Genomic DNA, 21,303 nt, shown 5'->3' with positions numbered 1-21,303 from the left:
TCGTTACAGCATACTGTATTTAAACTAAAAAAGACGCTTAGCGTCTTTTTTGCTGTCTGGCTTAGTTTTTGAGCCTGTAAATAATTTTATTACCTGCAATTCATGTATCAATGTTAAATACCTAATTTAAGCTAATTTATTAGCATCATCTATTTTCCGTGAGAGAGTTTCTTGAGAGTTGACCTGGTCAAGTCTATATTTAACCTCACCACCGAAACAAAATTTGCTCCATTAGAATTTTCGAATGAAAAATCACCATTTTCAACATAAAATGCTATCTGTTGTAGATAAAATGTAACTGATGCTTGCTTATAGTGGGCTGATAATACAATATTTAACCTCAACTCGGGTTAAGATGTGGGTTATGTAAGGCAAAATGACAGCATGCGGCATATTTCATATCAAACTTGTCATTTGTTTTGCTAACAAGGCGCAGTCTCTTATTACTAGCTGCATCAATAGCTAGCCTATTGCAAGTCAATGCAACACAGTTAGCGAGACAAAGAGCTGTTTGATAACCATTTATTATCCCTAGCTGAGGTTATTTACCATTGAGTTCGTTTTTCTTCACTGTATTTAGCGGATTAACGATCCTGTTTTCGGAATAATGCTAGAATAATGTCAGTGTTGTCAGTTTTAATGACGGCAATGTACTTTGGTTTATGTGGCGATATGCGGCATAATCATCCCGAATCAATACCTATAACAAGAGCTTTTGGCCTTCTGAATGATGCAAATAGAACAAAGAATTTTAATTGTCGGTACCCCATCAGAGCGCGTGACTCGTTTGTGCTGCATTTTCGAATTCCTAGGCGAGCAGTGCGAAATTGTCTCTAATGAATCTTTTTTAGCCCTGATTGAGCAATCTCGGTATCGCGCTGTTGTCATTGTTGATGAAAATATCTGCGTCGAGAGTATCAAAAACATAGCCGCTATAGTGCCCTGGCAACCGATGTTGTTGTTAGGCGATACCGATATCAATTTATCCAATATGCTCGGCACAATTGAAGAGCCGATAAATTATCCGCAATTGACCGAACTGCTGCATTTTTGCCAAGTTTTTGGCCAGGCCAAGCGAGAACATACCTTAACTAATGGTAATCAAACCAAGCTATTCCGAAGCTTAGTCGGGCGCAGTGAAGGTATTGCTAAAGTCCGCCATTTGATAAACCAAGTATCAAGCTCGGATGCGACAGTATTAGTACTGGGTCAATCGGGGACCGGTAAAGAGGTTGTAGCGCGTAATATTCATTATTTATCTGAACGACGAGATGGGCCGTTTATTCCGGTCAATTGTGGCGCTATACCTGCTGAATTACTTGAAAGTGAATTATTTGGTCATGAAAAAGGCTCTTTCACTGGTGCGATATCATCTCGTAAAGGCCGTTTTGAATTGGCTGAAGGTGGCACGCTGTTTTTAGATGAAATTGGCGATATGCCGCTGCAAATGCAAGTTAAGTTGTTACGTGTGTTGCAAGAAAAGGTATTTGAACGTGTTGGTGGCAGTAAAACGATTGCTACCGATGTGCGTATCGTTGCCGCAACACATCGTGACCTTGAAACCATGATTGTAGATAACTCATTCCGAGAAGATTTATATTATCGACTCAATGTGTTCCCAATTGAGATGCCAAGTTTAAGTGAGCGTCGTGACGATGTGCCGCTTTTATTGCACGAATTAGTTAGCCGAGTGTTTAATGAAGGCCGCGGTAAGGTTCGTTTTACTCAACGTGCGATAGAATCGTTAAAAGAACACCCTTGGTCTGGTAATGTGCGTGAATTATCAAACTTGGTCGAGCGTTTAACCATCTTATTCCCTGGTGGATTAGTCGACGTTAATGATTTACCGCATAAGTACCGTTACATCGAGGTACCAGAATATTGTGTTGAAATCAGTGAAGAACAATTGGAGCGCGATGCTTTAGCTTCAATATTCAGTGATGAAGAACCTGTTGAAATACCAGAAACGCGTTTCCCTAGTGAATTGCCGCCAGAAGGGGTTAATTTAAAAGACTTACTAGCGGAATTAGAAATCGACATGATCCGTCAAGCACTTGAGCAGCAAGACAGTGTGGTAGCAAGAGCCGCCGAAATGTTGGGTATTCGTCGTACAACATTAGTCGAAAAAATGCGTAAATATGGTTTGAGTAAAGACTAGACCATTATCTGAATTTTGGATTTTATAAAAACACACCCTCAGGTGTGTTTTTTCGTTTTATCAGTAACTGAAAAATTAATGATCTCATGTTTCTAGTGCTTGAGATAATAGCTTGGCACAGCAAATGTTTTTAACTTGAGAAGTAATATATTGTTACCACTAGATAATATTGTGATTAAGTAGTGTGATTAAGGAGTGTTATTAAATAGTTTTATTGCTAGCTGGCCGAAATATTGGTTTTGTAAAATGTGGTAAGGCCAATAAACTGAACTCATAAGTATGTTGCTTTATCATTGGCTTAAAAACGGTCTGCCGACGCTTCTATTACTATAATAAATTGCTTGGCACAGTAAATGCATCCAGCTAATCAAATGTTATTTTTTTGACGGAGCGACCATGTATTTAGCACGAGCGTTAACACATACAGATCATTCAGACTATGAGTTACCTGCGTCAGCTTCGTCTATCACCACAACTGATACAGAGGCGGAATCGCCAGCTATTGGGATTAATTCAGTTCAGCAGCGTAATGTGAACTTTGCTGCCAGCTTTGCTACCAGCTTAGTCACTAACTCAGTCACTAATTCTGCCACTAACTTAGCTACTAATTCTGCCAATCCGGTTATCAGTGCTTATTCTAGTAAGGCCGCCAATATGTCAAATCAAATGGCGCATATTCTTCAAGCCATGCCATCTGGTGTGGTGATCCTTGATGGTGACGGTGTGGTTACGTTAGCCAATCCAGTTGCAACCGAACTATTAGGACGACCTCTGCAGGGGGCTCGTTGGTTTGATATTATTCATCGCGCTTTTGCCCCACAAGATGATGACGGCCATGAAGTGTCGCTTAAAAATGGTCGACGGGTAAAATTGGCTATTACGCCATTATCGCCTGAACCTGGGCAGTTGATTGTGTTAACCGATCTCACTGAAACCCGTTTATTGCAGAAAAACTTGTCTCATTTACAACGTTTATCGGCATTAGGCAAAATGGTGGCGACATTAGCACATCAGGTGCGCACCCCATTGTCTGCAGCTTTGCTGTATGCCTCTAATCTTGCTAGCCCTAAATTATCTGATTCTGCCAGGTCTAAGTTTCAATCTAAATTGGTCGACCGGCTTAATGAGCTAGAACGTCAAGTTAATGACATGTTGCTAATGGCAAGGGGACGTCAAGATGGGATGGCTGAATCAGTCTCAATGGATGAAATCATTAGCCAAGTAATGGCTAGCTGCGAACCGATAGCCGATAAAAAACACTGCCAGCTTGTTGTTGAAGATACTTCACATTCATTGATGCTTGCCAATGCGAATGCTCTCAGTTCTGCGGTGAATAATCTAGTGATGAATAGCCTTGAAGCAGGCGCAACAAAAATAAAAGTCAGTGCCAGCGAAACACCAGATGGGCTATTGTTAGATGTCATCGACAATGGCAAAGGGCTCGAACCGTCAATGCAACAACAAATCCTTGAACCCTTTTTTACTACTAAAAGCCAGGGTACAGGGTTAGGGTTAGCGGTTGTACAGTCGGTAGTGCGTAACCATGGTGGACAAATTCAATTGTCGTGTAAGCCTGGTATGGGTTGCCATATTAGGTTGAGCTTTCCGCACATTAACAAAGCAAGTGATCAGGAGGTGAAGCGTGGCTGAAGCAAATATTCTATTAGTCGAAGATGATGCTGATTTACGTGAGGCATTGCTTGATACCCTAATGCTTGCCCATTACGAATGTGTAGATGTAGGTAGCGCTGAAGAGGCCATTTTGGCCCTAAAAGCCAACCAATTTGATTTGGTGATTAGCGATGTACAAATGGACGGTATTGGTGGCATGGGCTTGTTAAGCTATTTACAACAAAACCAACCTAAATTGCCAGTATTGTTAATGACCGCTTATGCCACTATTAACAGTGCCGTGAGTGCGATGAAATTAGGCGCGGTGGATTATTTGGCTAAACCGTTTGCGCCTGAAGTGTTGTTGAATCAGGTGTCACGCTATTTACCTTTAAAACAAAATCATGATAAACCCGTGGTAGCAGATGAGAAAAGTTTAGCGCTGTTGTCGTTGGCTCAACGGGTAGCTGTGTCTGATGCGTCGGTAATGATTATGGGTCCTAGTGGCTCAGGTAAAGAAGTGTTAGCGCGCTATATTCACCAACATAGCCAACGCCATGATCAGCCGTTTATTGCGATTAACTGCGCAGCAATACCTGAAAATATGTTAGAAGCCACTTTATTTGGTTACGAAAAGGGTGCATTTACGGGCGCTTATCAAGCCTGCCCAGGCAAGTTTGAACAGGCTCAAGGCGGCACGATATTACTTGATGAAATATCTGAGATGGAACTTGGCTTACAAGCTAAATTGCTCAGGGTATTACAAGAGCGCGAAGTAGAGCGTTTAGGTGGCCGTAAAACCATTAAACTTGATGTTCGAGTGTTGGCAACCTCAAACAGAGATTTAAAAGCGATGGCAACATCAGGTGAGTTTAGGGAAGATTTATACTATCGAATTAATGTGTTTCCGTTAACGTGGCCTGCACTGCATCAGCGTCCTGCAGATATATTACCGCTGGCACGGCATTTACTGATTAAACATGCTAAAGCATTTAATATGGCTTCGGTACCTAAGCTTGATGATGCTGCCACTCGACGTTTATTAACTCATCGTTGGCCCGGTAACGTGCGTGAGTTAGATAATGTTATTCAACGAGCGCTAATATTACGGGTTAATGATGATATTGGTGTCAATGACATTATTTTAGATTGTGCCGATGTGAAGTTAGTTGCAACTGAATGTGTTGATGCGGATAAGCCAGCCGAAGTTGACGGTTTAGGTGACGAACTAAAAGCCCAGGAACATGTCATTATTTTAGAAACTCTAAATCAATGTCAGGGCAGTCGAAAAATGGTCGCTGAAAAGCTTGGTATAAGCGCCCGTACGCTACGTTATAAAATGGCCAAAATGCGTGATATGGGTATTCAATTACCTGCTTAACGCAAATTTTGTCAGTAATTTTTTCGTTAACGTTATGATTTAATAGTCTAATTAAGTCTATTTTTTATCGTTAACCTACGCAAGAGTAACCTGTTGCATTTAATGGAGAGGTTGCTTTTGCTTGTGCTTCTGCTTGTGTTCTCTCCCTCTTTTATCGACGAATCTTTTACTGATTGTAATACTGGCATCTAAATTGCTTTAACTCCTTATCAGTTATTGTTGTCGTCAAAAAGTCGACGAAAGGGAGTTACACCATGCAGATTAGCGCAAATCCATTAATGCAAGAAATGCAATCGCTTCGCGGCGAAATAGCCCCTTCTATTGGTTCATCTATTCGTCCCAACCTTACCCAGCAAGTGAATAACACCACGGGTGCTGATTTCAGTCAGTTATTGTCTCAAGCGGTGGGTAGCGTTAATGAGCTGCAACAAGCATCATCAAGCTTAGCGACTCGTTTAGACATGGGCGACACCACGGTGACGTTGTCTGATACCGTTATTGCGCGTGAGAAAGCCGGCGTTGCCTTTGAAGCAACGGTGCAAGTACGTAATAAGCTCGTCGATGCTTATAAAGAAATTATGAGTATGCCTGTTTAGTCGCAGACGGTTTTGAGCACTAAATAACATAACAACATTAGATATAGCAGGTACGTATTGTGAGCACAGACATTATGGTAGGTTCGGGTTCAACAGCCGATGGCGGTGTCCAACAAGAGAACAAATCTGGACTTCTTGGTGGCGTTGGTGGTGCAGATATGATGCGTCAAGTCATCATGATTCTGGCATTAGCAATATGCCTTGCTATGGCTGTTTTTGTGATGATGTGGGCTCAAGAGCCTGATTATCGCCCACTTGGTAAAATGGAAACGGCTGAGATGATTCTCGTCTTAGACGTGCTTGATAAAAACCAAATCGATTATCAAATTAACGTCGATGTGGTTAAAGTGCCTGAAGATAAGTATCAAGAAGTTAAATTACTGCTCAGCCGTGCCGGTATTCAAAGTAGTACTCAAGCAAATGATTACTTAAACCAAGATAGTGGTTTTGGTGTCAGTCAGCGTATGGAACAAGCCCGCTTAAAACAAAGCCAAGAACAAAACTTAGCCAGAGCCATTGAAGAGTTAAAAAGCATTAGTCGTGCGAAAGTGATATTAGCGTTACCAAAAGAAAATGTTTTTGCCCGTAATGCATCTAAACCCAGTGCCACAGTGGTCGTTAATGTACGTCGTGGTGGTTTGGGCCAGGAAGAGATTGATGCCATTGTTGATATCGTAGGCTCTGCTGTTCAAGGGCTTGAACCTACTCGTGTGACGGTAACCGATTCAAATGGGCGCTTACTCAATTCCGGTAGTCAAGATGGCGCGTCTTCTAGAGCACGTCGCGAGCAAGAGCTAGTACAGCAGCAAGAGGCTGAATACCGTAAAAAAATCGAATCAATCTTAATGCCAATTTTAGGACCTGAGAATTTTACTTCTCAAGTCGATGTGAATATGAACTTTACCGCAGTAGAGCAAACCGCCAAGCGTTTCTCTCCTGATTTACCGGCGATTCGCAGTGAAATGATCATTGAGAGAAATTCGTCAGGTCAAAACTCTGGCGGTATTCCTGGTGCGCTAAGTAATCAACCACCGATGGAATCTGATATTCCGCAAGTGGCAGGTGAAGCAACAACCTCAACCATGTCTGGTGACTCATCAAAAGAAGCTACGCGTAATTATGAATTAGACACTACCATTAGCCATACCCGTCAACAAATTGGGGTGGTTCGTCGTGTTAGTGTGTCTGTTGCGATTAATTTTAAACCTGGTCAAGTTGATGAGAACGGCCAAGTCACTCGCGTGCCGAGAACAGAACAAGAATTAACTAATATTCGCCGCTTATTAGAAGGCGCGGTAGGTTTTAGTACCCAGCGTGGTGATGCGTTAGAAGTGGTAACGGTGCCGTTTATGGACCAGTTAATTGAAGTGCTACCTGAGCCAGATATGTGGGAGCAGCCTTGGTTCTGGCGCGCGATTAAATTGGCATTAGGTGCAATTGTTATTTTAGTGCTCATTCTAGCCGTAGTGAGACCTATGCTTAAGAAGCTAACCAATCCTAATGGAATCAACATGCCTGACGATATTCGTCCAGGACATGAGTTAGCTGAAATTGAAGATCAGTATGCAGCAGATACCTTAGGTATGCTTAATACCAAAGAGGCGGAATACAGTTATGCCGATGATGGGTCAATTCAAATACCTAATTTGCATAAAGATGATGATATGATTAAAGCAATTAGAGCGTTAGTGGCAAATGAGCCCGAACTTTCCACTCAAGTGATTAAAAACTGGTTACAAGACAATGGCTAATGAAAAAAAAGATAAAGCAGCTAAAGCAGAGAAATCAACAGCATTTGACCCCGAGTTAATTACTGGTGTTGAAAAAACGGCTATTTTACTGCTCAGCTTGAGTGAAGCGGATGCGGCGTCAATTTTAAAACACTTAGAGCCTAAGCAAGTGCAAAAAGTGGGTATGGCGATGGCAGCAATGGATGACTTTGGTCAAGAAAAGGTCATTGGCGTTCACCAATTATTTTTAGACGATATTCAAAAGTTTTCTTCTATTGGTTTTAACAGTGAAGAATTCGTCCGTAAAGCGTTAACTGCAGCATTGGGTGAAGATAAAGCCGGTAATTTAATTGAACAAATTATCATGGGCAGCGGAGCTAAAGGTCTGGATTCATTAAAATGGATGGATGCACGTCAAGTGGCCACCATTATTCAAAATGAACATCCGCAGATTCAAACAATTGTATTATCGTATTTAGAACCCGATCAAGCTGCTGAGATTTTTAGTCAGTTCCCTGAAAATACCCGTTTAGATTTGATGATGCGTATTGCCAATCTTGAAGAAGTTCAGCCTGCGGCATTGCAAGAATTAAACGACATTATGGAAAAACAATTTGCGGGTCAAGGCGGTGCGCAAGCGGCTAAAATGGGTGGCCTAAAAGCGGCTGCTAATATCATGAACTACCTCGATACCGGTGTTGAGAGTCAAATCATGGAAACCATGCGTGAGTCAGATGAAGAAATGGCGCAGCAAATACAAGACATGATGTTTGTGTTTGAAAACCTCATTGACGTTGACGACCGCGGTATTCAGGCATTGTTACGAGAAGTACAGCAAGATGTGCTGATGAAAGCACTCAAAGGTGCGGACGAAGCGTTGAAAGAGAAAATTCTGGGTAATATGTCTAAACGTGCAGCTGAATTGCTCCGTGACGACTTAGAAGCCATGGGACCTATCCGTATTAGTGAAGTTGAAGTGGCACAAAAAGAAATTCTGTCTATTGCTCGTCGACTCAGTGACAGTGGTGAGATTATGCTAGGCGGCGGCGGTGGTGACGAGTTCTTGTAACCATGCGCATATTCATTAGTGTGACAGTACTGGCGGGTATTTCTATTTGGATATCTGTCAGCTATCTGTATTATTAGGTTGTTAGTAGTACACTTAATATTGTGTACTACTGTTAATATTTTTGTTTTGAGCCAATGTTTTTAACAACACAAGTGATGAATTATGCCTGAATCAAAACCGCCTAAAGATGCGCTCACTACCGATAGCGAGGCTGAATTTAGTCATTGGCAGCTACCTGATATTACCAAAGATAGCAGTCTAGAACCTTCAAATTTTTTTGGACATTTCGCTGAAGCTCACACACCTAGTCCTGTTACTGGGGCTGAGAAGTCTATGGCGCCACCGACGATGGCGCAAATTGAAGAGATTCGTGCTGCAGCTGAGCAAGAAGGGTTTGAACAGGGTAAGCAAGACGGTCATCAACAAGGATTAGAGCAAGGGCGTTTAGAAGGACTGGAGCAAGGTCATCAACAAGGTTTTACTCAAGGCGAGCTACAAGGATTAGAAGCTGGGCAAATTAAAGCCAATGAGCTTATAGCACAACTTAACCACATTATTTCCCAATTCGAGTTGCCATTATCCATTTTAGATAATGAAATTGAAGCGGAATTGTTGGCCATGACAATCAGTTTAGCCAAATCGGTTATCGGCCATGAGCTTAAGACTCACCCAGAACATATATTATCGGCGCTACGCCAAGGCGTTGACGCACTTCCATTAAAAGAACAGTTGGTTAAATTACGCTTTAATCAGGCTGATGCTGAACTCGTAAACCAATGTTACAGTGCCGAGCAACTGCAAAAAAACCAGTGGCAAATCGATATCGATCCGACGTTATCTAATGGTGACTGTATGATTGAAAGCGTTCGTTCTGCTGTCGATTTACGGGTAGAGCAGCGTATTAGCCAAGTGTTTAGTGAGTTAGACGCCCAGTCGAATCAGTTAGCTAAAAATGTGCAGCAACAAAAATCAACTCATCCACAATATCAAACCACATCTGTCGATAATTTTAGTGAACATCAGCAAGCAGCTGAACTTGCTGGCACAACCGATAATACTGGTCGAGCTGATAAAGCAGATATTGGCCAAGATCATTTTACAGATCATCAGTCAGAGCTGGGTGCTGATGCGGTTACTGAACCGTTAGTTCAACAAATGGATACTTCTTCGGCAGTGTCAATCGATGCTGAAGACTCTGATGTTGTTGATTCTGATGCCGGTGTAACTCTCGATACAAGCACGACGTTCAATACAAGTGCGCCTCTTAATTCAAATGCGCCTCTTAATTCAAATGCACAAGCCGATACCTCAACAGCTGGTAAAGTCGCAGACGCTCAGCAACAGACGAAAGACCTATCTCAAGGAAATACCGATGAGCACTCGTCAACATAAACTACTGAACAAATTTGCGGTACATCATAAGCACGTGTTACCGCTGCGACCTGTTGCAAGCGGACAGTTAGTTAGGGTTGTTGGTTTAACGCTTGAAGCAACTGGATGCCGCGCGCCTGTTGGTAGTTTATGCTCTATCGAAACCATGGTTGGCGAGTTGGTTGCTGAGGTTGTCGGCTTTGATGACAAATTACTGTATTTAATGCCTATTGAAGAGCTCAGAGGCGTTTTACCTGGTGCCCGTGTAAAGCCTTTAGGTGAACAATCAGGATTAAATGTAGGCTTGTCATTATTAGGCAGAGTATTAGACGGTAGCGGCGTGCCGTTAGATGGTTTAGGCCCGCTTAATACAGATCAACATGCATCGCGTCATGGTCCTTATATTAATCCATTATCTCGACGAGCGATTACTGAGCCGTTAGATGTCGGCGTTCGTGCCATCAACTCGATGTTAACAGTTGGTAAAGGGCAGCGAATGGGCTTGTTTGCCGGTTCTGGTGTGGGTAAAAGTGTGCTGCTTGGCATGATGACACGAGGATCGAAAGCCGACATTATTGTGGTGGGGTTAGTGGGCGAGCGTGGTCGTGAAGTTAAAGAGTTTATCGAAGAAATTTTAGGTAATGAAGGCCGTGCGCGCTCAGTCGTTGTGGCTGCACCAGCGGATACGTCCCCGTTAATGCGTTTACGAGCCTGTGAAACTTCCACGCGTATCGCCGAGTATTTTAGAGATTTAGGTTACGATGTATTATTGCTGATGGACAGTTTAACGCGTTACGCACAAGCACAACGAGAAGTCGCTCTTGCTGTCGGCGAGCCACCTGCCACCAAAGGCTATCCACCTTCAGTATTCGCTAAGTTACCGCGTCTGGTCGAGCGAGCGGGTAATGGCGGTGCCGGACAAGGTTCAATTACCGCTTTTTATACGGTATTAACCGAAGGTGACGACCAACAAGATCCTATTGCCGATGCTTCTCGAGCAATTTTAGATGGCCATATTGTATTATCTCGTCAGCTTGCTGATTCGGGCCATTATCCCGCTATTGATGTAGAAGCATCGATTAGCCGTGTCGCGCCAATGGTGATAAGTGAAGAACATTTAGAAGCGATGCGTAAAGTTAAACAGATGTATTCGCTGTATCAGCAAAATCGCGATCTGATTTCAATTGGGGCGTACTCACAAGGCAGCGATCCTAGGATTGATAATGCCATACGCTTACAACCTGCAATGAATGCCTTTTTGCGGCAGGGGTTTAAAGACCCGGTGACGTTTGAAGAAAGCCGAGTCATGTTGACTCAAATTGCCGCACAGTGTCAGGGATAATATCAATGACTCGAACTGACCCACTACTGACGGTATTGAAGTTAGCTACCGCAGCAGAAGACCAAGCGGCATTACAGCTTAAGTCTGCGCAATTTGAAAAACAAAAACGCCAGGGGCAGTTGGACGCGCTAAACAACTATCGTTTAGATTATATGAAGCAGATGGAAGGGCACACAGGGACTACATTACGTGCTAACCAATACCATCAATTTCATCAATTTATTCGCCAAGTCGATAGCGCGATTACCCAGCAAGTTGCCGCGGTTAAAGATGCTGAAAAACAAGTCGGTTATCGTCAAATTCATTGGCAAGAAAAACAACAAAAACGCAAAGCGGTAGAGATGCTATTAAGCCAAAAAGCAACTAAAGCGATGGTGATAGAAGCTAAGCGCGAACAAAAAATGTCGGATGAATTTGCTATGCAGCAATATTTTCGCCGAAATCTTAAATAACACTACCTGCCAAATGACTCTCTAGTCCTAATATCGTTTTACGGTTAACTTTTTTCATTACTCTTTTTGTTTATTTAATCCACCGAAAAATTAACCAGTTAATGAGTATTGGCATTTAAATTGCTTAATATCAATAATTGAAATGAAAATCGTCAGCGAAGCGACAGTGAATTCCTATTTATAAGGTTTTCATGATGACCTTATTGATATAGCGAAATAAACCGTTATATGACGCATAAGGTTTGAATACTGAGCAATTTTTTAGATGACAAATAACTTAACCTTGTTTGATTGAGTGGAGTAGATTATGCAGCAGATGAGCAATATCTTACTTGGCAGTAGCAGTAAATCTGCCGATGTGAGTAAGAAGGGGAATGTACAAGATGTTGAAAATACATCATTCTTATCTGCTTTCAATCAGGCGAGTGAATCCGATCTTGTTATACGGCGCAGTGGTAATACAGCGCAGGTGTCAATGGATGCTGAAGTAGACAAAACCAGTGTTGCCTTAGCAAACGAGTTGTCTACCGAAGAAAATGCTGATGCGGAATTGATTTTTGCTCAACTTAATATGGCAGATTCATTTAATAAACGTCATTCCTCTGGCGGAAATGAATTGCCGCATGTCGATAAATCCGACGTTTATTTTGACGCAGCAGTTTCCACAGAACCTAAAAGCAATACCGTAGATGTAGATCTTCTTGAGCTTGAAGCTGATGTTTCTTCTATTAAAGATGTTCTTTCTCAGCTTAGCCCAGAAGAACTCGACAACTTAATGGCATTTGCTGATTTATCAGCACAAGATTTACAAGCTCTAGATAATCAAGATTTAAGCAAATTACTTAGTGACTTCAATTTACAAGCACAGGTTATGACTAGCAGTGATGAATCGCCTGATAGTGTGCTTAATAGTGAAGAACAGAGCCAAATTGATAAATCAGTTGCCACAAGTGTAGCTGTTCAAGGCCAAGTTAGTGCGACAAACCAGAGTTTAGCAACCGCTAAAGTCGATAAAACTGTTGCTTCTGGCGTTAGCAGTTCTGCAGCGTTAACTGCAGCTACATCAGCGATGACAATTGACCCTGAGACCATTTTAGGTGACAAAACTCGTATTGATGGCAACATCCAATTAGACACTGATAATGCCAAAGTACTAGCAAAAGCTGATTTTTCGGTGGTCCTAGATTCCTTAGCGGCAAAACGCGCCTCCGGTGATCCTTCAACCGCTGTAAATCAAACTAGTTTTGGATTCGATACTCTGGCTGACATTGGTGACACTGACAGTAAGGCGTTACAAAATCAGAGTAGTTTTACCTCGGTCCATAAAAGTGATGTTCCACAATTTCAGCTATCGTTAAGACCACAGGGAGAGCCTGGTGCTCAGATGCAAGAGATGATCCAGCGTTTTTCTCCTGTAATGAAACAGCAGTTAATAACCATGGTCAGTAATGGTATTCAACAAGCTGAAATTCGTCTTGATCCACCAGAACTTGGACATTTAACGGTTAAAATTCAAATCCAGGGCGATCAAACTCAAGTACAGTTTCATGTAGCGCAGTCGCAAACCCGCGATATAGTTGAACAAGCTATGCCTCGATTACGCGATATGCTGGCTCAAGAAGGATTGCAACTGACAGACAGCCAAGTGTCCCAAGGTGATGGTGGTAGTGAACAACCGCATGAACAATCATCTAATCAAGGTGGGGGAGACAGTCAGTTGGATGAAATTTCAGCACAAGAGGTCAGCTTGATGACAAATCCATCAAGGAGTTTACATTCAGCTATAGATTATTATGCTTAAGCAGGTAACCTATAGCAATAATATGACTTTTCAATAAAAGCTGACTACTTAGCTAAGTTTCAATATTAATCACAATGTTGATTAGGAACCAGAATGCCTGAACAAGAATTAGAATTGAATGAAGCCGCTGAAGGCGGAAAAAAAAGCAAAAAATTAGTCATCTTTGGTGGCATTGGTTTAGTGTTGGCTTTGCTTATTGGGGGCGGCGTGTGGTTTTTTATGGGCTCTGATGAACCTGAAAATACTGACTCTCAGACAGAAACAGAGACATCTACAGATGCCAAACCTATGTCGATGGAAGAAGCTAATTATGTCGGTATGCCGAGACCTTTCCTATTTAATTTGCCGGGTGTCGATCGAGCTAGACTGGTTGAAATTAAAGTTCAATTAATGGTGCGTGGTGATGATAGTGTGCTTACACAAAAACATATTCCATTGATTGAAGATGCATTACTAACTACTTTTAGTGCAGCTGACGTACAAAAACTCAGTACCCAAGCCGGTAAAGATGAGCTACGTCAGTTAGCGTTACTCAATGTTCAAAATACGCTGCAACCAATAACAGGTAAGAAAGTTGTTGAAAAAGTCCTGTTTACTGGTTTTGTAATGCAATAACCAAAAGCATTAACTGCTAAGGCGATGATGTGAGTGATTTATTAAGCCAAGATGAAATTGATGCGCTTTTGCATGGTGTTGATGATGTTGATGATGATGAGATAGAAGAGGACAGCGCTGATGCGCGTTCTTATGATTTCTCTTCTCAAGATCGAATTGTGCGTGGCCGTATGCCCACGCTTGAAATCGTAAATGAGCGATTTGCACGGCATTTACGCATCAGTATGTTTAACATGATGCGTCGCGCAGCCGAAGTGTCGATCAATGGCGTACAAATGCTGAAGTTTGGCGAGTATGTACATACTTTATTTGTGCCAACCAGTTTAAATATGGTGCGTTTCAGTCCACTTAAAGGCACTGCATTAATCACCATGGAAGCACGTTTAGTCTTTATTCTGGTAGACAATTTCTTTGGTGGTGATGGTCGTTTTCATGCCAAAATTGAAGGCCGTGAATTTACACCAACAGAACGCCGTATTGTACAGTTGTTGCTTAAAATTATTTTTGAAGATTATAAAGAAGCATGGGCACCAGTAATGGATGTGGAGTTTGAGTACCTCGACTCTGAAGTGAATCCTGCAATGGCGAATATTGTCAGCCCGACAGAAGTGGTCGTGATTAATTCGTTCCATATCGAAGTTGATGGCGGCGGTGGTGATTTCCACATTACCATGCCGTATTCGATGATTGAGCCCATTCGTGAATTACTCGATGCCGGTGTTCAAAGTGATAAACAAGATACTGATATGCGCTGGTCGCAAGCATTACGTGATGAAATCATGGACGTGCAGGTCGGTTTTGATGTCAATGTTGTTGAACATGAAGTGACATTACGTGATGTGATGGGGTTTAAAGCTGGGGATATTATCCCGATAGATTTACCTGAACACATTATGATGCGAATTGAAGGTTTACCGACTTATCGTTGTAAAATGGGTAAATCGCGCGATAATTTAGCATTAAAAATCAGTGAGAAAATTCCGCGGCCAGAAACGGTTAAAACAGAGATGCAATTAGTGACTCGCAAAGGCAAGTCGCGTGATATTTCAGATTTATAAGGTGAAGTAGAATGAGCACAGAAGATACAGGCGATGACTGGGCTGCAGCAATGGCGGAGCAGGCTTTAGAAGAAGCAGAACAAGTAGAGCTTGATGAATTAGTCGATGATTCCAGACCTATCACGAAAGAAGAAGCTGCCAAGTTAGACGGTATTCTAGATATTCCGGTAACGATTTCCATGGAAGTGGGTCGCAGTTTTATTAGTATCCGTAATTTACTCCAGCTCAACCAAGGTTCGGTGGTCGAACTTGATCGTGTAGCCGGTGAGCCTTTAGACGTTATGGTTAATGGAACCCTGATTGCTCATGGTGAAGTTGTGGTAGTGAATGACAAATTTGGTATCCGCTTAACGGATGTTATTAGCCAAACAGAACGTATCAAAAAACTTAAATAACTAAAAAATATAATAAACAATAATATAGCAAAGATTGGCGTGTGTTGAGCTTTGCTAAGTTGGTTGCACAAACAAGGAATAGCAGTGGCGAATATGATACTAATGCTGAGCATTATGAGTGAGGCGTTAAGCGTCCCTGAAGTGTCTAGTACTCTGGCTAAAAATGCCTCTGCTCATCCCGCTGAAGTGTCTAATGTGGCAACATTAGCCAACATGGTTGGTGGATTAATTGTCGTATTAGCGCTTATTTTTTTGTTAGCTTATATTGTAAAACGTCTTAAGTTAGTGCCATCTAATGGCGGTGTGATTAAAACGATTGCAGTAACTCCCATCGGTCAACGTGAAAAAGTGGTATTGGTGGAGGTCAATGGCCAGCAATATCTACTTGGTGTAACCTCGCAACAGATTAATCTGATTGATAAGTTAGCCACCCCCGTCGACGTTCCCATTTCTTCGTTTGCTAGCCGTCTAAAACAAGCCAAGGAACAGCAATAATGAATAAGTACACAACAGCATTGGTATTGGCGATGATGGCGCTAGTGGCAATGGTTTTATCGCCTTCAGCACTGGCTCAAGATGGGGTGTTACCTGCGTTAACGGTTACAACAGCTGCAGACGGAACAACTGAATATTCGGTAACAATGCAGATTTTATTGCTGATGACAGCAATGAGTTTTATTCCTGCAATGGTCATAATGCTCACTTCATTTACCCGCATCATTGTGGTGCTATCGATATTAAGACAAGCTTTGGGTTTACAACAAACACCCTCGAATCAGGTATTGATCGGCATCAGTTTGTTCATGACGTTTTTTATTATGGCACCGGTTTTTGATAAGATTTATGCTGAAGCTGTAGAGCCTTATATCAATGAAACCATGACCTTAACGCAAGCTTATGATGTTGGTAAAGAACCCATTAAAACATTTATGCTATCGCAAGTGCGTACCACAGACTTACAAACATTTATTGAAATTTCTGGTTACAAAGACATTCAATCTCCTGAGCAAGCACCAATGAGCGTGGTGATCCCAGCGTTTATTACCAGTGAACTTAAAACGGCGTTCCAAATTGGCTTTATGCTGTTTGTGCCTTTTTTAGTACTCGATTTGGTCGTTGCCAGTATTCTAATGGCCATGGGTATGATGATGTTGTCACCGATGATTGTGTCACTGCCATTTAAAATTATGTTGTTTGTACTCGTCGATGGTTGGGGCTTAGTGATGGGCACATTAGCGAATAGTTTCGGAATATAAGGCCGCGTATTTATGTCTCCAGAATCGCTCATTGATATCTTTCGAGAAGCACTGTCAGTTATTGTGCTGATGGTATCAGCGATTATTTTACCTGGCTTATTCATCGGTTTAATTGTGGCGGTATTTCAGGCCGCGACATCTATTAACGAACAAACCTTAAGCTTTTTACCGCGTTTATTGGTGACTCTATTCGCGTTGATGTTTTTAGGTCATTGGTTAGTGCAAACCATGATGGATTTTTTTATCGAGATGATGAATCTCATTCCATTAGTAATAGGTTAAGCCATGGATATTTTGTTTGGTGAAATCAGTCAAACAATTGCCGCATATCTTTTGCCGTTTTTCCGTATTTCATCCATGCTCATGGTTATGGTAGTGTTTGGCGCCAATACGACTCCTGCTCGAGTTCGATTAATGTTATCCGTGGCGATAACGATGGCTGTTGCGCCTATTTTACCCCCGATTGAAAATATCGAGTTACTGGCTTTGAGCTCTGTTTTTGTCATTGCTCAGCAAATTTTAATTGGCGTCACCATGGGATTTGTGACCTTAATGGTGATGCAAACATTTGTATTAACAGGGCAAATAATTGGTATGCAAACCAGTTTAGGTTTTGCCTCCATGGTCGATCCCGGTTCTGGTGAGCAAACGCCTGTTGTGAGTAACTTTTTCCTATTATTAGCTACACTTATCTTTTTAGCTGTTGATGGCCATTTGTTAATGATACGGATGTTGGTGGCCAGTTTTGAAACTATTCCTATTTCAAATCAAGGTATATCACTCGCCAATTATCGTGCGCTTGCTGATTGGGGTAGCTTTATGTTTGGTTCTGCATTAACTATGTCGATTTCGGCTATTGTGGCGTTGTTATTAATCAATTTATCTTTTGGTGTAATGACTCGCGCCTCGCCTCAGTTGAATATTTTCTCTATTGGCTTCCCGGTCACTATGGTTAGTGGTTTGTTGATTTTGTGGTTAACGTTAGCACCTATCATGGCGCATTTTGATGAAGTGTGGATGGCTGCGCAGTTACTTATGTGTGACGTTTTGCAACTTCAATGTCAACTTAATGGCTCAGTGGTATTTTAAGGGGCACATATGGCAGAAAGTGACAGCGGTCAAGAACGCACAGAAGAACCCACAGGAAGGCGACTTGAACAAGCTCGAGAAAAAGGTCAAGTCGCTCGCTCTAAAGAGTTAGGTACCGCAGCGGTACTGCTTGCTGCATCTGTTGGGTTTTCGATGACAGGTCCGGCTATTGCCAAAAGCCTCTATACCATTATGGAGCAGATATTTTCTATGGAGCGCGATCAGATTTTTGATACTAACTCCATGTTCCGTGTGTGGGGGGTCGTCGGCAATGAGCTCGCAGGGCCATTAATTAGCTTTATTGCTTTGTTGGCGTTTGTGTCTTTCCTAGGCAATATTGTGCTAGGTGGCATGTCTTTTTCAGTCAAAGCGTTTATGCCTAAAGGCAGTAAGTTAAATCCCATGAACGGTTTTAAGCGTATGTTTGGCACCCAGGCATTGGTTGAGCTTACTAAGGGTATTGCTAAGTTTTCGGTGGTAGCATTATCGGCTTATTTTTTATTAAAATTTTATTTCTACGATATTTTGACTCTGTCCAGCGATCACCTGCCGGGCAATGTTTATCATGCTCTAGATTTGCTTATCTGGATGTTCATCTTACTCTGCAGCTCGATGTTATTGATTGTAATTATTGATGTGCCATTTCAAATTTGGAACCACAAAAAACAGTTAAAAATGACCAAGCAGGAAGTCAAAGACGAATATAAAGACACTGAAGGTAAACCTGAGGTTAAAGGCCGCATAAGACAAATGCAGCAGGAGATGGCGCAACGACGCATGATGACCGAGGTGCCTAATGCGGATGTTATTGTGGTTAACCCCGAACATTATGCAGTGGCAGTTAAATACGATGTAAGCCGATCATCAGCCCCTTTTCTAATCGCTAAAGGTGTCGATGACGTAGCCTTTAGAATACGTGAAATAGCTCGAGAGCATAACGTTGCTATTGTATCGGCCCCGCCGTTGGCTCGTGCTATTTACCACACGACTAAAGTGGATCAACAAGTGCCAGAAGGCTTATTTACTGCTGTTGCGCAGGTCTTGGCTTATGTATTCCAGCTTAGGCAATATCAAAAAGGTAAAGGTCGTAGGCCAAAACCTATCCCGCTTAAACAACCCATACCAGATGATTTAAAGCACTAATAACTAATCTATTTTAGATAGATAACATTTATGGCTTAATTTTTGCCTTGTATGTTTATTCGCGTCAAATAACAGTCCATTGACGCCGTGATCTGACATAAAGGGTTCATCTTAATATGGATGCAAAAGCAGCTTTTGGCCAAATGAAACAAATGAAAGTATCTACTTTTAAAGGGATCGGAACACCTTTATTAGTACTTGCTGCGTTAGGAATGGTGGTTTTACCTATTCCTGCTTTTTTGCTAGATATTTTGTTTTCATTCAATATTGCGTTGGCTTTAGTTGTACTCTTAGTTGCTATTTATGCTGACAGACCACTCGATTTTGCTGCTTTCCCTACCGTATTATTAATTGCAACGTTACTAAGACTCGCTCTAAACGTCGCCTCTACCCGTATTGTATTGCTTGAAGGTCATAATGGTGGTGCCGCTGCGGGTAAAGTCATTGAGGCTTTTGGTTCTGTGGTTATTGGCGGCAATTATGCCGTTGGTTTAGTGGTGTTTATTATCCTTATTATCATTAACTTTGCAGTAGTAACTAAAGGTGCGGGGCGTATTGCTGAGGTGAGTGCTCGTTTTACCTTAGATGCAATGCCGGGTAAGCAAATGGCCATTGATGCTGATTTAAATGCTGGCACATTAACCCAAGACCAGGCGCGGATCCGCCGTGCTGAAGTAACTCGTGAAGCCGATTTCTACGGTGCGATGGACGGTGCTTCAAAGTTTGTTAAAGGTGATGCCATTGCAGGGATCATGATCCTAGTCATCAATATGATTGGTGGATTTGTGATTGGTATGATCCAGCATGGATTAGACTTTTCTAGCGCGGTTGAAATTTATACCTTACTGACCATCGGTGATGGTTTAGTTGCACAAATTCCCGGTTTATTGCTATCTATTGCCGCGGCCTTAATGGTGACGCGTCAAAACGAGTCAGGCGATATGGGCCAAATGATGTTCAGTCAGATGTTTGACAGTCATAAATCATTAGCCATTGCTGCTGGGTTACTCTTTATTATGGGTATTGTGCCTGGTATGCCTCATGTTGCGTTTTTGACATTTGCATTTATTACCGCTGGTGCTGCGTACTTTATTTACAAGCGTAACGTTGACAAAAAGCAAGCTGCACTAACGTTAGCAACTAAAGGGCCGGTTGAGAGCAAGGATAAAGAACCTAAAGATTTAAGCTGGGACGATGTGCGCCATGTTGATACTATTGGTCTTGAAGTCGGATATCGCTTAATTCCGCTGGTTGATAAGTCTCAAAGTGGTGAATTATTAGGCAGGATCAAAGGCGTACGTAAAAAACTGTCACAAGAATTAGGTTTTTTAGTGCCAGCGGTGCATATTCGTGACAATCTAGACTTATCACCCAATGCGTATCGAATTTCGTTAATGGGTGTCGTAGTGGGTGAGGCTGAAGTTAGGCATGATTGTGAATTAGCCATTAATCCTGGCCAAGTTTACGGTAAACTAGACGGTATTGAAACTCGCGACCCAGCTTTTGGTTTAGAGGCAGTTTGGATAGCGCCAGAGCAACGTGAACATGCACAAACTTTAGGTTATACCGTCGTTGATACTGCAACGGTTGTAGCGACTCACATAAGCCAGTTACTGAGTAATAATGCTGCTAAGTTATTAGGTTACGAAGAAGTCCAGCAGTTAATGGATATGCTTGCTAAGAACTCTCCTAAATTAGTGGATGGTTTTGTACCAGATGTCATGCCTCTGGGATCAGTTGTTAAAGTGATGCAGAACTTACTTAACGAAGGGGTATCGGTACGAGATTTACGCACCATAGTGCAGACACTATTAGAGTACGGTACTAAGAGCAATGACACTGAAGTATTAACGGCGGCAGTGCGTATAGCGTTAAAACGTATGATCGTACAAGAAATCTCTGGACCAGAACTCGAAATCCCTGTCATAACATTGGCGCCAGAGTTGGAACAGATGTTGCATAAATCTATGCAGGCGACTGGCGGTGAAGGACCTAATATTGAACCTGGTCTTGCAGAGCGTATGCAGCAGTCATTATTAGACGCTGCACAGAAGCAAGAAATGGTAGGGCAACCAGCCATTTTATTGACATCGGGTATGCTTAGGTCAACGCTGTCAAGATTTGTTAAATACACTATTCCAAATTTACGAGTGATTTCATATCAGGAAATCCCGGACGAGAAACAAATTAGAATTGTTTCTGCAGTAGGCCAATAGTGATAACGTCAGTTTATAGA

The 21,303-nt window shown here is 42.1% G+C and carries 19 protein-coding genes; all 19 read left to right on the top strand.

The window, feature by feature from the left end; all coding sequences use genetic code 11:
• Positions 1 to 727: 727 nt before the first annotated feature.
• The 19 genes from AAEY94_RS01055 (at position 728) to flhA (ending at position 21,283) form a co-directional block, all read left to right on the top strand.
• A complete protein-coding gene (locus AAEY94_RS01055) occupies positions 728 to 2,158 on the top strand; it encodes a sigma-54 dependent transcriptional regulator (protein ID WP_350976592.1) in 1,431 nt (476 codons plus the stop codon).
• Positions 2,159 to 2,812: 654 nt separating this feature from the next.
• Positions 2,813 to 3,808 carry a sensor histidine kinase gene (locus tag AAEY94_RS01050; protein WP_502959374.1) on the top strand — a complete coding sequence of 332 codons (996 nt, stop codon included), beginning with the start codon at positions 2,813 to 2,815 and terminating at the stop codon, positions 3,806 to 3,808.
• Positions 3,801 to 5,150 carry a sigma-54-dependent transcriptional regulator gene (locus AAEY94_RS01045; protein ID WP_350976587.1) on the top strand — a complete coding sequence of 450 codons (1,350 nt, stop codon included), beginning with the start codon at positions 3,801 to 3,803 and terminating at the stop codon, positions 5,148 to 5,150. The genes AAEY94_RS01050 and AAEY94_RS01045 overlap by 8 nt, the downstream gene beginning before the upstream one ends.
• A gap of 254 nt (positions 5,151 to 5,404) precedes the next feature.
• Positions 5,405 to 5,746, top strand: a complete 342-nt coding sequence (gene fliE / locus AAEY94_RS01040; RefSeq protein ID WP_101085397.1) for a flagellar hook-basal body complex protein FliE — start codon at positions 5,405 to 5,407, stop codon at positions 5,744 to 5,746.
• 71 nt (positions 5,747 to 5,817) lie between these two features.
• Complete coding sequence (gene fliF, locus AAEY94_RS01035; protein WP_162024302.1) at positions 5,818 to 7,497, top strand: flagellar basal-body MS-ring/collar protein FliF; 1,680 nt, start codon at positions 5,818 to 5,820, stop codon at positions 7,495 to 7,497.
• The gene (gene fliG, locus AAEY94_RS01030) at positions 7,490 to 8,545 is read left to right on the top strand and encodes a flagellar motor switch protein FliG (RefSeq protein ID WP_101085394.1); all 1,056 of its coding nucleotides are present in this window, start codon (positions 7,490 to 7,492) and stop codon (positions 8,543 to 8,545) included. The genes fliF and fliG overlap by 8 nt, the downstream gene beginning before the upstream one ends.
• A 162-nt stretch (positions 8,546 to 8,707) precedes the next feature.
• The gene (gene fliH / locus AAEY94_RS01025) at positions 8,708 to 9,937 is read left to right on the top strand and encodes a flagellar assembly protein FliH (protein WP_350976583.1); all 1,230 of its coding nucleotides are present in this window, start codon (positions 8,708 to 8,710) and stop codon (positions 9,935 to 9,937) included.
• Entirely contained in the window at positions 9,918 to 11,258 is a 1,341-nt protein-coding gene (gene fliI, locus AAEY94_RS01020) for a flagellar protein export ATPase FliI (RefSeq protein WP_350976581.1), read from the top strand. Before fliH ends, fliI begins: the two co-directional genes overlap by 20 nt.
• Before the next feature lie 5 nt (positions 11,259 to 11,263).
• Entirely contained in the window at positions 11,264 to 11,710 is a 447-nt protein-coding gene (gene fliJ, locus AAEY94_RS01015) for a flagellar export protein FliJ (RefSeq protein ID WP_011636660.1), read from the top strand.
• Between the two features lie 307 nt (positions 11,711 to 12,017).
• On the top strand, positions 12,018 to 13,511 hold the full coding sequence (locus AAEY94_RS01010; protein WP_350976577.1) for a flagellar hook-length control protein FliK: 1,494 nt from the start codon (positions 12,018 to 12,020) through the stop codon (positions 13,509 to 13,511).
• Between the two features lie 93 nt (positions 13,512 to 13,604).
• Positions 13,605 to 14,126: a flagellar basal body-associated protein FliL gene (fliL, locus tag AAEY94_RS01005; protein ID WP_162022663.1), complete on the top strand. Its 522-nt coding sequence runs from the start codon at positions 13,605 to 13,607 to the stop codon at positions 14,124 to 14,126.
• A gap of 29 nt (positions 14,127 to 14,155) precedes the next feature.
• On the top strand, positions 14,156 to 15,184 hold the full coding sequence (fliM, locus tag AAEY94_RS01000; protein ID WP_011636663.1) for a flagellar motor switch protein FliM: 1,029 nt from the start codon (positions 14,156 to 14,158) through the stop codon (positions 15,182 to 15,184).
• Between the two features lie 11 nt (positions 15,185 to 15,195).
• Positions 15,196 to 15,579, top strand: coding sequence for a flagellar motor switch protein FliN (gene fliN, locus AAEY94_RS00995; RefSeq protein WP_101085382.1), 384 nt, complete (start codon positions 15,196 to 15,198; stop codon positions 15,577 to 15,579).
• Between the two features lie 93 nt (positions 15,580 to 15,672).
• On the top strand, positions 15,673 to 16,074 hold the full coding sequence (gene fliO, locus AAEY94_RS00990) for a flagellar biosynthetic protein FliO (RefSeq protein ID WP_242445114.1): 402 nt from the start codon (positions 15,673 to 15,675) through the stop codon (positions 16,072 to 16,074).
• Positions 16,074 to 16,835: a flagellar type III secretion system pore protein FliP gene (fliP, locus tag AAEY94_RS00985; RefSeq protein WP_162022664.1), complete on the top strand. Its 762-nt coding sequence runs from the start codon at positions 16,074 to 16,076 to the stop codon at positions 16,833 to 16,835. Before fliO ends, fliP begins: the two co-directional genes overlap by 1 nt.
• 12 nt (positions 16,836 to 16,847) lie before the next feature.
• Positions 16,848 to 17,117 carry a flagellar biosynthesis protein FliQ gene (gene fliQ / locus AAEY94_RS00980; RefSeq protein WP_335690284.1) on the top strand — a complete coding sequence of 90 codons (270 nt, stop codon included), beginning with the start codon at positions 16,848 to 16,850 and terminating at the stop codon, positions 17,115 to 17,117.
• A gap of 3 nt (positions 17,118 to 17,120) precedes the next feature.
• A complete protein-coding gene (gene fliR / locus AAEY94_RS00975; RefSeq protein WP_350976570.1) occupies positions 17,121 to 17,924 on the top strand; it encodes a flagellar biosynthetic protein FliR in 804 nt (267 codons plus the stop codon).
• Between the two features lie 9 nt (positions 17,925 to 17,933).
• On the top strand, positions 17,934 to 19,067 hold the full coding sequence (gene flhB, locus AAEY94_RS00970) for a flagellar biosynthesis protein FlhB (protein ID WP_350976568.1): 1,134 nt from the start codon (positions 17,934 to 17,936) through the stop codon (positions 19,065 to 19,067).
• A gap of 116 nt (positions 19,068 to 19,183) precedes the next feature.
• Positions 19,184 to 21,283 carry a flagellar biosynthesis protein FlhA gene (gene flhA / locus AAEY94_RS00965; protein ID WP_350976565.1) on the top strand — a complete coding sequence of 700 codons (2,100 nt, stop codon included), beginning with the start codon at positions 19,184 to 19,186 and terminating at the stop codon, positions 21,281 to 21,283.
• The last annotated feature ends 20 nt before the right edge of the window (positions 21,284 to 21,303 follow it).

It is taken from the genome of Shewanella sp. AC34-MNA-CIBAN-0136 (genome assembly GCF_040309945.1).
Classification (GTDB): Bacteria; Pseudomonadota; Gammaproteobacteria; order Enterobacterales; family Shewanellaceae; genus Shewanella.
This window is presented reverse-complemented; position numbering and strand designations above follow the sequence as displayed.